General features: G+C 53.5%; 13 protein-coding genes. 8 read left to right on the top strand and 5 right to left on the bottom strand.

Translation table 11 applies throughout. The features are described from left to right. Positions 1–173: 173 nt before the first annotated feature. Positions 174–599 carry a hypothetical protein gene (locus QN359_RS10455; RefSeq protein ID WP_322249390.1) on the top strand — a complete coding sequence of 142 codons (426 nt, stop codon included), beginning with the start codon at positions 174–176 and terminating at the stop codon, positions 597–599. Beyond that, entirely contained in the window at positions 596–1,384 is a 789-nt protein-coding gene (locus QN359_RS10450; protein ID WP_322249391.1) for a DUF2145 domain-containing protein, read from the top strand. Before QN359_RS10455 ends, QN359_RS10450 begins: the two co-directional genes overlap by 4 nt. 56 nt (positions 1,385–1,440) lie before the next feature. On the opposite strand, the gene QN359_RS10445 is transcribed toward QN359_RS10450, so the two are convergent. After that, a complete protein-coding gene (locus QN359_RS10445) occupies positions 1,441–2,010 on the bottom strand; it encodes a flavodoxin family protein (RefSeq protein WP_322249392.1) in 570 nt (189 codons plus the stop codon). A 44-nt stretch (positions 2,011–2,054) separates the two neighbouring features. Beyond that, positions 2,055–2,756 carry a pirin family protein gene (locus QN359_RS10440; protein ID WP_322249393.1) on the bottom strand — a complete coding sequence of 234 codons (702 nt, stop codon included), beginning with the start codon at positions 2,754–2,756 and terminating at the stop codon, positions 2,055–2,057. Positions 2,757–2,869: 113 nt separating this feature from the next. Between QN359_RS10440 and QN359_RS10435 the strand changes: the two genes are divergently transcribed. Genes QN359_RS10435 through QN359_RS10425 form a run of 3 tightly spaced genes read left to right on the top strand, consistent with a single transcriptional unit; the run spans position 2,870 to position 5,151 of the window. Continuing rightward, positions 2,870–3,787: a LysR family transcriptional regulator gene (locus tag QN359_RS10435; RefSeq protein ID WP_322249394.1), complete on the top strand. Its 918-nt coding sequence runs from the start codon at positions 2,870–2,872 to the stop codon at positions 3,785–3,787. A gap of 4 nt (positions 3,788–3,791) precedes the next feature. Next, positions 3,792–4,679 carry a tRNA glutamyl-Q(34) synthetase GluQRS gene (gene gluQRS / locus QN359_RS10430; RefSeq protein ID WP_322249395.1) on the top strand — a complete coding sequence of 296 codons (888 nt, stop codon included), beginning with the start codon at positions 3,792–3,794 and terminating at the stop codon, positions 4,677–4,679. A gap of 7 nt (positions 4,680–4,686) precedes the next feature. Beyond that, the gene (locus tag QN359_RS10425; RefSeq protein ID WP_322249396.1) at positions 4,687–5,151 is read left to right on the top strand and encodes a hypothetical protein; all 465 of its coding nucleotides are present in this window, start codon (positions 4,687–4,689) and stop codon (positions 5,149–5,151) included. Here the strand turns inward: QN359_RS10425 and QN359_RS10420 are convergent. Beyond that, entirely contained in the window at positions 5,128–5,721 is a 594-nt protein-coding gene (locus tag QN359_RS10420) for a LysE/ArgO family amino acid transporter (protein ID WP_322251018.1), read from the bottom strand. The genes QN359_RS10425 and QN359_RS10420 overlap by 24 nt on opposite strands. Positions 5,722–5,847: 126 nt before the next feature. On the opposite strand from QN359_RS10420, the gene argP reads away from it, so the two are divergent. Further along, complete coding sequence (argP, locus tag QN359_RS10415) at positions 5,848–6,798, top strand: HTH-type transcriptional regulator ArgP (RefSeq protein WP_322249397.1); 951 nt, start codon at positions 5,848–5,850, stop codon at positions 6,796–6,798. Here argP and QN359_RS10410 read toward each other — a convergent pair. After that, positions 6,770–8,053, bottom strand: a complete 1,284-nt coding sequence (locus QN359_RS10410) for a diguanylate cyclase (protein ID WP_322249398.1) — start codon at positions 8,051–8,053, stop codon at positions 6,770–6,772. The two genes, argP and QN359_RS10410, sit on opposite strands and share 29 nt — an antisense overlap. After that, entirely contained in the window at positions 8,050–9,222 is a 1,173-nt protein-coding gene (locus QN359_RS10405; RefSeq protein WP_322249399.1) for an ABC transporter substrate-binding protein, read from the bottom strand. The genes QN359_RS10410 and QN359_RS10405 overlap by 4 nt, the downstream gene beginning before the upstream one ends. Positions 9,223–9,633: 411 nt before the next feature. Between QN359_RS10405 and groES the strand changes: the two genes are divergently transcribed. Next, the gene (groES, locus tag QN359_RS10400; RefSeq protein WP_322249400.1) at positions 9,634–9,924 is read left to right on the top strand and encodes a co-chaperone GroES; all 291 of its coding nucleotides are present in this window, start codon (positions 9,634–9,636) and stop codon (positions 9,922–9,924) included. Positions 9,925–9,973: 49 nt separating this feature from the next. Continuing rightward, positions 9,974–11,623: a chaperonin GroEL gene (gene groL / locus QN359_RS10395; protein ID WP_322249401.1), complete on the top strand. Its 1,650-nt coding sequence runs from the start codon at positions 9,974–9,976 to the stop codon at positions 11,621–11,623. The last annotated feature ends 467 nt before the right edge of the window (positions 11,624–12,090 follow it).

The following is a 12,090-nucleotide window of genomic DNA, read 5'->3' as shown; positions in this document are numbered from 1 at the left end:
GAATGACGTGGCCACCAGTTAGGGTAATGACACCGACTCAATACCCTTTTGCGACAGCCTCTGAAGGCCGGGGTTTCCAACCCTAGTCAGATTTTTGATAAATGTATTTGTGTTTTTTTGAATTTACTGGCATGTTACGTTTTTGTCTACTTCACAATGCATCGGAACTCAGCATGTTTTCTCGTCTCACACACAGTTTGCTCATGAGCCTCATCTTGGCGGCACTGCTGCCCACCGCACAGGCGGCGGATTGTCCGTCTTGCGCCGCCTCGGCTGGCTCGGAAAATGTCTCGGTCGGTGCCGGCATCGTGGTCTTGGGCAGTCTGTCGGTGGTGGCCGGTGGTGCCAGCCTTGTCGTCGACAGTGTGCAGCATCTGGCCGATGGCATGCTGGTAGTGCTCAAGGCCTCAGGCACAGCAGCGAGCACGACCATCAAACTATCCGGTCAAGGGATAGAGAAAGCGGCCCTCGTCAGCGGCGCAGTCATCGAAGTCAGCGCTACGGCCACCGGTTATCTGCTGATTGCCGCCGGCAAAGCGCTCGCCTTCATTCCCAATGAAGCCGGCAAAGCCTTGCTGCAGCATAGTAAAGCGCCATGATGCGGCGTTTTTGCCGCACACTCGTGCTGCTGTGGCTATGCCAGAGCGGTTTGGCGCAGGCCGGCCGCGCCTGTGATAGTCCGCCCCAAGATGCGCGCAAAATCATGCAGGCACTCGAGTTCGCGCAAAAAACCAGCCAGCGGCTCGATGCCAGTCAAGCCGAGTTGGTGCTGCTGGCGCGGGTAGGGCAAGATTTATCGGCCTACCATGTGCGCTATTCGCATCTGGCATTCGCCCGCAAACAGCAGGATGGACGCTGGTTGATTACGCACGAATTGAACCAATGCGGCACTGCCGCCTCAGATTTGTTCAATGAGGGTGTGGGGAATTTTTTTCTCGACGATGTGTTCGCCTATGAAGCGCTGATTCTGATCCCGCCACCGGCCCTGCAACAGCAAATCGCGCAAGCTCTCAGCAATGGCAACGCCCGCCGGCTGCACGACCCGCATTACAATATGCTGGCCTATCCGTTCGCCGCTGACTATCAAAATTCTAACCAATGGATACTCGAAGTACTGGCCGCCGCCAGCGCCAGCGATCTGCATATTAATCGACGCGATATGGCGCAGGCTTGGCTCAAAGCAGCCGGCTATACGCCCGACACGCTGCACATCGACGCCGCCACGCGGCTCGGTGCGCGTTTGTTTCGTGCCAATATCAGTTTCGCCGACCAACCCTTCAATCGTCGCATGGCCGGACAAATTGATACGGTGACGGTGGAATCGATACAGCGTTTTCTGCTCGCGCGCGAACCGGCGACGCAGAAAATCGTGCTCAATCAGTAGTGCAACTGCGCCTGCTGAGGGACGCTGCCGTTCCGGTCGCAGGCGCGAATGCGCGATCAGCGCAGTTTTTTCGCCACTTCGGCAATCCGTTGGCCAAATAATTTCGCTGTTTCCAAATCGCCCGGCAAAGGTCCTTCTTGCGGCGACGCATCGGATGGCGACTGCGTCATCAAACCGCTGAAGCTACCCAAATAATTGATGTCGTTGCGTTGCGCTGCTTTGCTGTTCGCTGGCATCAGACCAGTGCCGACCCAAATCATCGAATGCTGCTGCGATAAGGTAAACAAAGTTTGCAAGGTAGCCAGCTTATCGCCATTCATGCTGGCGGAATTGGTGAAGCCGGCGGCGATTTTATCTTTCCATACTTGGCTATACCATGGCTTGGAACTGGCATCGGCAAATTTCTTGAACTGCCACGATACGGTACCCATGTAAGTCGGCGAACCGAAGACGATGGCATCGGCAGCAGCCAGACTGGCCCATTGCGCTTCAGTGATATTGCCTTCGGCATCGATGGCGATCAATTCGCTGCTGGCGCCGGTGGCGCTGGCACCGCTCTGTACTGCTTGGGCGGTTTGAGTAGTGTGGCCGTAGCCGGAATGGTACACAATTGCTACTGTTGTCATCATTTGCTCCCTGTTTCGTTGGTGAGATAAAGAAAAAACCGCGCTTACGTCGGCAAATCAAAGACCAGTACTTCGGCCTCGTGTCCTGCTGAAATCTGTAACAAACTCTCGTCTTGCAATTTCAAGGCGTCGCCTTCTTTGAGCGCGATACCGTTTACGGTCAAGCTGCCGCGTGCCAAGTGCACATACGTCAAGCGCTCTGCTGCCAAGGCCAATTCGGTCGTTTGCACGCCATCGAACAAGCCTATGTACAGGCGCGCATCCTGACGGATTGCGATAGAATCAGCACTGCCATCTGGGGAAACGACCAGGCACAGACGACCATCTTTATCGGCGCGGCTGAAGATTTGTTCTTGATAGCGCGGCGGCTGGCCCAGCACATTCGGTTGTATCCAGATTTGCAGCAACCGGGTAGGCGTGGCCGCATCGGGATTGAACTCAGAGTGCCGCACACCGGTGCCGGCACTCATGTATTGCACATTCCCGGGGTGTATCGTGCTGCCATTGTCCATGCTATCTTTATGAGCAATCGCGCCTTCGAGCACATAGGTGATGATTTCCATATCTTTGTGCGGATGCGTGCCGAAGCCCATGCCGGGAGCGATCCAATCATCATTGATGACACGCAGCGGACCGAAACCCATGTGGGCAGGATCATAATATTCGGCGAAAGAAAAACTGTGCTTGGACTTGAGCCAGCCATGTTCGGCATAACCACGTTGACCGGCAGCTCTGAGTGTAATCATCTGATTCTCCTGAAATCACGTTAATTTGATGCTATGGATCACACTATAGACCAGCAGCAAGAAGCCGATAAGAGTAAAATTTCCTATATATCATTCAAATTTTTTCAACAACAATGAACCTGACGCTCGAAGCCCTGCAAATTCTCGATGCGATTGAGCGCAAAGGCAGCTTTGCCGCCGCCGCTGCCGCCCTCGATAAAGTTCCATCGGCGATCACTTACAGCATCCGTAAGCTGGAGGAAGATCTTGATGTGCTGCTGTATGACCGACGCGGCCACCGTGCCAAACTCACGATTGCCGGGCAAGAGTTGTTGCTGCAGGGACGGCACTTGCTGAACGCCGCACAAGAGTTGGAAAACCGCGTGAAACGCGCCGCCAGCGGTTGGGAAGCCGAGCTGCGCATCGTCCTCGATGGTGTGATTGCCTTCGATGATTTACTGCCATTGATCAAAGAATTTGAACAACAAGCTTGCGGCACGCGCTTACGCATCTCTCAAGAGATTTTATCGGGTGTGTGGGAAAGCATGGTCTCGGGCCGTGCCGATTTAGCCATCGGTGCCGCCTTTGATGGCCCGGAGGCGATCCGCACCCAAGGAGAATTTCACACCCGCGTACTCGGCAGCATCGATTGGGTGTTCGCGGTGGCCCCCCAACATCCGCTCGCGCATGCCAGCGAACCGCTGACGCATGAAATGATTCAAACCCACAGGGCGATTGCGGTCGGGGATACCGGTCTGGACTTGCCGAGCATGACGGCCGGCTTGTTGCGTGGCCAAGATACCCTGACCGTACCCTCGATTGCGGCGAAATTATCGGCGCAATTGGCCGGCCTCGGTTGTGGCCACTTGCCACGTCGTTTGGCCCTGCCGCATTTGAACAACGGTAGTTTGGTAGAGAAACAAACCGAGGGCCACCGGCTGATCGGCAGCAATCGCATCGTCTGGCGTAGCTCGAACAGAGGTAAGGCCTTGCACTGGTTTTTACAGAAGCTGCAAGACCCGGTCGTGCAACGTATGCTATTAGGAAATTAACAGCATGCGCCCGCCTTATCTCGGACGCTTCGCGCCCTCGCCGACCGGACCATTGCACATGGGCTCATTGGTTGCCGCCATGGCCAGTTATCTCGATGCCCGCGCCCACCAAGGACAATGGCTGATACGCATAGAAGATTTGGACATCGATCGCCAGGTAGCCGGTGCCGACACACATATTCTACAGTCGCTGCAACGCTGCGGCATGCTCAGCCATGCCGCAGTCACTTGGCAGAGTCAGCGCCAAGCGCTGTATCAAGCGGCCTTCGATCAACTTGGCAGCTTGGTGTATCCCTGCGCCTGCTCACGCAAGGAAATTGCCGACTCTCAAAGGCACAGCGCGGCGGCGGCCTTGCCGGTGTACCCTGGCACTTGTCGCAATGGCTTGGCAACTGGGAAGCGTGCACGCTCCTGGCGCTTGCGCGTGCCGCCACAGCCTGCGGCCATCATCAGTTTCGATGACTCTTGGTATGGCAAAAAAATTCAGGATCTGAGCCATCAAACCGGTGACTTCATATTGCGCCGCGGCGATGGATTCTGGGCTTATCAACTGGCGGTCGTCGTTGATGATGGCGCGCAAGGCATCACCGATGTGGTGCGTGGTGCCGACTTGATCGATTCGACCGCACGGCAAATTTATCTGCAACAGTTGTTACAATTGCCGCAGCCGCGCTATCTGCACGTGCCGGTCGTGTGCAATGAGCAAGGAGAAAAATTGTCGAAGCAAACCGGCGCGCTGGGCTTCGATCGCGGTGATAATGATTTGCTGCAAGAAGCCTTGCTGCCTGCCGCACGCCATCTGGGCTTGTTACTGCCCGGCAGCGCGACGGATATCGGCCATTTTTGGGAACAGGCCTGCGCTGCGTGGCAGAAAAAATTTGCGATAGAATAGAAATCTGATGAAAACAATCAATCAAATCCGCCTCGCAGTATTGGCTTTTATGTGCCTAGCGATGCTCGCAGCCACCCCTTGGGCACTGTATTATTACGGCTTGCGCGAACTCGGCGGCACGCCTGATTTAGCAGCAGTATCCATCGACCGTATGCAGCAGCAAGCGCTGTGGGCAGCCGCTGGTTGCGCAGGCGAACCGTTACTCGAAGTACTCGATCCCTTCTCCTACCTGCTGGCCGCCGCGACGCTCGAAGCACCGCCGCCTTCGAGCATCTTTGCCTGGCGTATCGCTTCCGCCTACCAACATGGCCACCTGCAACACACCGGCATGCTGTGGCGACAGTTATCGGGCACCGCCTTGACGATCTGGATCACGCGACACTGGACCATGGAGCAAATACTTTCCAAGGTAGCGCAAGCCGATCAGGCGCGTGCACCAGCCATTGCACTACAGCGGCAAACGGTGGAATAAGAGATTGAGTGCCAAGCCCCACATCAGCACAGCCACACCAACATCGAGAATTTGCCAAGCACGCGGGAGCGCGAACAGTGGAGCTAACCAGCGGGCACCGAAACCCAAGGCCAGAAACCACACGACGGCATTACAGATGGCCCCCGCAGCAAACCAGTATTGACCAAGCAACCCTTGCTGTGCAGCTACAGCACCGAGCAAGATGACGGTATCGAGATACACATGCGGGTTGAGCAAGGTAACGGCCAACACCGCTAAACTGGCCGTGCGTCGATCAAGCTTGAGGCCGCGCGGGTCGGCACGCAGCGTTTGTGCCTGCCATGCGGCCCGCCAAGCGCGCCAACCATACCAAGTAAGAAAGGCCGCACCACCAAAGCGGGCCGCATCGAGTGCGGCCGGATGCCGGCTGATCAGACTGCCCATGCCAGCCACGCCGAATAAGATCAAGACCGCTTCGCAGAGTATGCAGATCAATACGGTCAAACCGACGTGCTCACGCCGAATGCCGATGCGCAACACGTGGGCATTTTGTGAGCCTATGGAAAGGATTAATCCTGCGCTCAAACTCATGCCCTTGAAAAAAAATAGCCACATAAAAAAACTTTCTGGTGAGAATGGAAGACAGATTGTGCTTTTTAAAAGTGAGAAGTTAAAGTAAATTTAAAATATTTCCGATTTCATTAAAATTTCTTAATCATGACTTTCCTCAGCCAAACCGCCTTTCACCTCGACAGCAAGCAAGCGCAAGCCTTTCTCAGTGTGATCGACAGCGGCAGTTTTGAAGCGGCGGCACAAGCTTTGCACCTGACCAGTTCGGCCGTGTCGCAAAGGCTGAAGGCCTTGGAAAGCGCTCTTGGGGTCACGCTGATGACGCGCAGCCGTCCTTGCCGGGCGACGCCGGCCGGGCAAAAGCTCTTGCAGCATTTGCGACGAGTCAAAGAAATGGAGCAGGATTTGCACTCCGAATATGCAGGAGAGCGACATTCTGCGCTGCGCGTAAGCTTGGGTGTGAATGCCGATAGCGTTGGTAGCTGGATGTTACCGGGGCTGGCAGATTTTTTGATCGCGGAAAATATTTTGCTCGAACTGATCATCGATGATCAAGACCATACCCATGCCCTGCTGGAACAAGGCTTGGTGCTCGGTTGCATTTCTGCCGAAGCCGACAGCATGCGTGGTTGCCATACTATGGCTCTGGGCATCATGCGTTATCACGCTGTAGCCAGCAAAGCTTACTGTGCGCGTTGGTTTCCGATGGGGATGACGCGCAGCAGTGCGGCGCTGGCACCTGTACTCTGTTTCAACCGCAAAGACAGCTTGCAAAGCACTTTTTTGCAAAGCCATTTCGGCCTGCCGAGCGCCAGCTACCCCAGTCATTTCATTCCCGCGACAGGTGCTTATAATCAATCGATTGTGCTCGGACTGGGCTGGGGTTTGATACCCGAAGTCATGCTGACTGGACCGGACATGGCAGAGTTGGTAAGGCTGATGCCGCACAGCAGCGTCGATATAGCCTTGTATTGGCACCAGTGGAAGGTGCAGACACCGCGCCTGCAGCGCCTGTCAGCCAAGTTGCTTGGTGCCGCCCAAGCGGTCTTACACCCAGTTGCAGCGCCGCTCAGGACGCGCGGTCGCGAATCTCTCTGAGTGTGACGCGGCCATCCGCGGCTTGCACCCGATTGCGACCATGATTCTTGGCCACATATAGGGCTTGGTCGGCGCGCTGCATGAAATTTTCCAGTGTATCGATGGGTTTTTTTTGTGCCACACCGAAGCTGGCGGTAATCTGCAGCATCGTGCCGTCTGCCAGCGGCACGACCAAGGCCTGTTCAACCGCGGCACGCATGCGCTCGGCCACCTCGACGGCGGCGATCAAGCTGGTTTCCGGCAACACAACGACGAATTCTTCCCCGCCATAACGGACTACCCAATCTGAGTCAGAGCGCAAATTATCTTTGATGCAGTTGGCAAAAGAAACCAAGACTTTGTCTCCAACCGCATGGCCATAGCTATCGTTGACGCGTTTGAAAAAATCGATATCACAAAACAGCACTGACAGTTCGCGCACATAGCGCGTCGCACGCTGCATTTCGGTCGGCATACGCTGATTGAACAGCAAGCGGTTGTAACAAGCGGTCAAGCCATCGGTAATCGACAATTTTTCCAACGTAGACATGGCGTTTTCGAGTTGCTCGGTGCGTTGCAACACCAACTGATCTTGCTGCGAAATATGTTTTTGTATGCTCTCTTGCATGGTTCGGAAACCATCGATGACAAGATCAATTTCATTGTAGGCATGGCCGGGCGGCAAATCCAAAGCCAGCGGCGTGGAAATTTGATTGGCTTGTAAATTTTTAACGAAATCGGCCAGTTGCCGCATCGGTCTTTGCAAATCCTGCCGCAATACCGCGACCAAGGCGATCAGGATGAAGATGGCCAGTACCAGCACTTCAATGAATACGACGATGAAATTGCGCAGCAATTCTTCGCGCAAGCGGCTGCGGTCTATCACCAGCTCCAGCACGCCCAAGGCTGCGGTGCCCTCGGTTTGCGCGGGTATGTCAAATTGCAATATTTGCCCGTTGCTGCGCAATTCACGACGCCCACCTTCGAATTGCTGACCGGTAGAGGCACGAATATGTGCGTAAATGATAGGGCTGTTTTTCACCAGCAAGCCGATTTGCTTTTGTATCGCCTGCGGTTCAATATCCCAGATCGCCAATGACAATAAGGGCAGGTGCGTTTGCACGACATCATTGATGGTCATGTCAAAATTCTTTTCAATCGCCCGGTAATTGAGCCAAGCCTGCAGGCTGCTGAAAGCGATGATGGCCAGCATGACCCATTTGAACACACGTCGTATCAATAAGCCGGCTATTGGTTGCAAGGGGGTAATGCTCATTTACGCTCCTTGCCAGCAGACAACAAAGCACGAAAATTGAATGTGTAATCGGTGCTGGCCGGATGCAAGACTCGGCTGAATTTTCGGAAATCCACTCGATCAAAATCAAGGTCGCCAAACAATTGCTTGAAGCGCCGCGCATCGTCGCGACTGAATAAGATCGACATCGAGCGCTCCTGCTCCAAGCCTTCCTGACTGAAATCTTTGCCATTGTGGTAATCGTAAAGCATCACCAAAGCAAATGCGCCGGCGATGAAGTGACCGCCAGCCAAAGCGCTGATGCTGCCACTTTGCAACGCCGTCAAGGCTTCGTCGGAGGTGTTAATGGCGCTGAAGTGGGCATCGACGCCAGGCTTGCCTCCACGCAAACGCCAACTGTTCATCGCCCCGAAGGCCATCAAATCATTGCCAGACCAAATCAAACGCGCTTGCGGATAGCGCTGATACAACCACTGACTTTGCTCTTCAGCTTTGGCGCGCGCCCACTCACCATAGATTTCTTGATCGATCACCACATTTCCGGCTTCGACCACGGCACGACGCATGCCTTCATTGCGTTTGAGCGAAGTGGTAGTCGAGCGGTCACCGGCGATGACTAACAGGTGCAAGCGCCCTTCTGGGTCTTGCCAGTGCTCGGCATTACCACGGGCAATCAAGGCGCGCGCCGTCAGATAACCACTCTCGGCCGTCAGCGGTTCCAAACTGCCTAACCAGCCCGGATACTTAGTACGCGGCAAGCCGATGCGCTGCCGTTCTTGCGGATCGCGAATGCCGCTGAAAGCAAGAAAGGTTTTAATGCCGGCACCGTCGAGAATGCGGATGGCTTCTGCCGCAACGCCATAATCATTCGACAAAATGACATATTCGGGTCGCTGCAGCGGCGTGCGGGCGGCCAATTGCCGCGCCAATTGCACCACTTGTAAATGGTCGCGCTGCGCATACAAGACTTCCAGCCGAATTCCCAGGCTATGGGCGGCAGCGCTCATGCTGTGCGAGGCAGTCAGCCAAAAAATTTCATCAGACTTGCCAGGATTGATAAACGCCACTGTCATCGCTGAGACACAGGCTGGCATTGCCAAGAGCAGGCAAAGTACCAACTGATGCAACAAACGATACCCACCCATCACGACCTCCACTACGCCAGTACGCGCTACGTTGCGACTGAGCATTACTATTTAAAAATACGCACACGCTCATTTTGTACGTTTTCACAAGGAAATGTAGCTTCGTGACAAAAAATCACAAATTCAACGGGAAAATCGATCAAATAGATTAATTTTTTAATGTTTTTTCACTGTCCGATTGCGAAAAATGCTTGGTAAATTCCTTACTAGCCGTTAATAAGCGGCAGGTAGGCAGAGCAAAACCCTGCCGCTGCATTGAATAACGGATGTTTTCCTTAAGATTCTTCGCAGCATAACTCACTGTTTTTAAAAGAAAAATTGATTTAGTTGATTTTTGTTGCTTGAAATGCTTGCAGGTCGCCCATATAATTAGCACTCGACGGGAGAGAGTGCTAACAGCTTTTCCCCGGCTACTATTTCATTCCCTATTAATTACTCGCAAATTAAGGAGCTTGTATGAACCTTCGTCCCCTGTATGATCGTTTGATCGTCAAACGTCTGGATCAAGAAACAAAAACTGCATCCGGTATCGTTCTGCCTGACGCTGCTGCTGAAAAGCCAGATCAAGGTGAAGTATTGGCTGTTGGTACAGGCAAACAACTCGAAAACGGTACTTTGCGCGCCCTGGAAGTCAAAGTCGGCGATCGCGTATTGTTTGGTAAATATTCCGGTCAAGCTGTCAAAATTGACGGCAATGAAGTCTTGGTTATGCGCGAAGAAGACATCTTCGCCATCGTGCAGAAGTAATTCCGCACCCTTGTAACTGATCGTATTCCCTTATTTCGGAGAAAATAACATGGCAGCTAAGCAAGTAATATTTGGCGATGAAGCACGTGCAAAAATCGTCAATGGCGTCAATATCCTCGCCAATGCAGTAAAAGTCACTTTGGGCCCTAAAGGTCGCAACGTGGTGTTGGAACGCTCGTTCGGCGCGCCGACAGTGACTAAAGATGGTGTTTCTGTTGCTAAAGAAATCGAACTCAAATGCAAGCTCGAAAACATGGGCGCACAGTTGGTTAAAGAAGTTGCTTCGCGCACTTCCGACAACGCTGGTGACGGCACAACAACCGCAACTGTACTGGCACAAGCCATCGTTCGCGAAGGCTTCAAATACGTTGCCGCCGGTTTCAATCCAACCGATCTGAAACGCGGTATCGACAAAGCTGTCGTCGCCATCGTTGCTGAAGTTAAAGCACTGTCGCGTCCAACTACCACCAACAAAGAAATCGCTCAAGTCGGTTCGATCTCGGCCAATTCCGATCAAAACATCGGCGACATCATCGCCCGTGCGATGGACAAAGTCGGTAAAGAAGGCGTGATCACTGTTGAAGATGGCAAATCGCTCGACAATGAACTCGACATCGTTGAAGGTATGCAGTTCGACCGCGGCTACTTGTCGCCATACTTCATCAACAATCCGGAAAAACAATCAGTGATTCTGGAAAATCCTTTCGTCCTGCTGTTCGACAAAAAAATCTCGAACATCCGTGATCTGTTGCCAATCTTGGAACAAGTTGCTAAAGCCGGTCGTCCATTGCTGATCATCGCTGAAGATGTCGATGGCGAAGCCTTGGCTACTTTGGTAGTCAACAACATCCGCGGCATTTTGAAAACTGCTGCTGTCAAAGCACCTGGTTTCGGCGATCGCCGCAAAGCCATGCTCGAAGACATCGCTATCCTGACCGGTGGCCAAGTCATCGCTGAAGAAGTTGGCCTGACGCTGGAAAAAGCCACTTTGGCTGACCTCGGCCAAGCTAAACGCATCGAAATCGGTAAAGAAAACACCACGGTCATCGACGGTGCCGGTCAAGCTGTTGGTATCGAAGCCCGCGTTAAACAAATCCGCGCGCAAATCGAAGAAGCCAGTTCCGACTACGACCGCGAAAAATTGCAAGAACGCGTAGCCAAATTGGCTGGCGGCGTTGCAGTCATCAAAGTTGGTGCCGCAACTGAAGTTGAAATGAAAGAGAAAAAAGCACGCGTTGAAGATGCATTGCATGCAACACGCGCTGCCGTTGAAGAAGGTATTGTTCCTGGCGGCGGCGTTGCTCTGTTGCGCGCTCGTCAAGCAGCCGGCGTCATCAAAGGCGACAATCCTGATCAAGAAGCCGGTATCAAACTGGTATTGAAAGCGATCGAAGCGCCATTGCGCGAAATCGTTGCCAATGCCGGTGGCGAGCCTAGCGTCGTCGTCAATGCCATCATCAATGGCACAGGCAACTTCGGTTTCAATGCTGCCAATGATACATATGGCGACATGATAGAAATGGGTATTCTCGATCCAGCTAAAGTCACTCGTTCGGCATTGCAAAATGCCGCATCGGTTGCCGGTCTGATCCTGACTACCGATGCACTGGTTGCAGAATTGTCGGAAGACAAAGCAGCCGGCGGCATGGGTGATATGGGCGGCATGGGCGGCATGGGTGGTATGGGCGGCATGATGTAAGATTGCTTATCGGGCGTATTGCCTGATGCAAAAAAAACCTCTGCAAGTTTGCTTGCAGGGGTTTTTTTATTTCACCATGACGTGAGCACCGAATTTGGCTGACGTACGCTGAGGCTCGCCACAACGAGTTTCCCTAGCGGCGCAGACAACTAAATGGATCGTCGCAAGCGACGATGGAACAGACTTTGGAAGGGGTTTGTATTCACCCAGCTGCCCAATTCGTCATTGCCGCGCAGGCGGCTTTTATCTCAGGCGCAGCAGGACGTGTTCATCTCACAGAAAAAAAGTACACTTGATCGACCCTCCCACCCTGAAGGCACTAGCGTGCCACTCGATTCCTGCCTACGCAGGAATGACGAGGCATACGGTGTTTCAGGTGTAAAAAGCGTCCATTAGGCTTTTGCGACAGCCTCTGAAGGCCGGGGTTTCAAACCCTAGTCAGATTTTTGATCAACATGGCTAGGCAG

Origin of the sequence: Undibacterium sp. 5I2, assembly GCF_035019605.1 — a bacterium.
Classification (GTDB): domain Bacteria; phylum Pseudomonadota; class Gammaproteobacteria; order Burkholderiales; family Burkholderiaceae_D; genus Undibacterium.
The sequence above is the reverse complement of the archived record's forward strand: the minus strand, read 5'-3'. Positions and strand labels throughout refer to the sequence as shown.

Excerpts from the sequence above, each read along its gene's own strand:
- QN359_RS10455 (WP_322249390.1), top strand. The coding sequence starts at position 174 with ATGTTTTCTCGTCTCACACACAGTTTGCTCATGAGCCTCATCTTGGCG.
- QN359_RS10450 (WP_322249391.1), top strand. The coding sequence starts at position 596 with ATGATGCGGCGTTTTTGCCGCACACTCGTGCTGCTGTGGCTATGCCAG.
- QN359_RS10445 (WP_322249392.1), bottom strand. The coding sequence starts at position 2,010 with ATGACAACAGTAGCAATTGTGTACCATTCCGGCTACGGCCACACTACT.
- QN359_RS10440 (WP_322249393.1), bottom strand. The coding sequence starts at position 2,756 with ATGATTACACTCAGAGCTGCCGGTCAACGTGGTTATGCCGAACATGGC.
- QN359_RS10435 (WP_322249394.1), top strand. The coding sequence starts at position 2,870 with ATGAACCTGACGCTCGAAGCCCTGCAAATTCTCGATGCGATTGAGCGC.
- gluQRS (WP_322249395.1), top strand. The coding sequence starts at position 3,792 with ATGCGCCCGCCTTATCTCGGACGCTTCGCGCCCTCGCCGACCGGACCA.
- QN359_RS10425 (WP_322249396.1), top strand. The coding sequence starts at position 4,687 with ATGAAAACAATCAATCAAATCCGCCTCGCAGTATTGGCTTTTATGTGC.
- QN359_RS10420 (WP_322251018.1), bottom strand. The coding sequence starts at position 5,721 with ATGAGTTTGAGCGCAGGATTAATCCTTTCCATAGGCTCACAAAATGCC.
- argP (WP_322249397.1), top strand. The coding sequence starts at position 5,848 with ATGACTTTCCTCAGCCAAACCGCCTTTCACCTCGACAGCAAGCAAGCG.
- QN359_RS10410 (WP_322249398.1), bottom strand. The coding sequence starts at position 8,053 with ATGAGCATTACCCCCTTGCAACCAATAGCCGGCTTATTGATACGACGT.
- QN359_RS10405 (WP_322249399.1), bottom strand. The coding sequence starts at position 9,222 with ATGCTCAGTCGCAACGTAGCGCGTACTGGCGTAGTGGAGGTCGTGATG.
- groES (WP_322249400.1), top strand. The coding sequence starts at position 9,634 with ATGAACCTTCGTCCCCTGTATGATCGTTTGATCGTCAAACGTCTGGAT.
- groL (WP_322249401.1), top strand. The coding sequence starts at position 9,974 with ATGGCAGCTAAGCAAGTAATATTTGGCGATGAAGCACGTGCAAAAATC.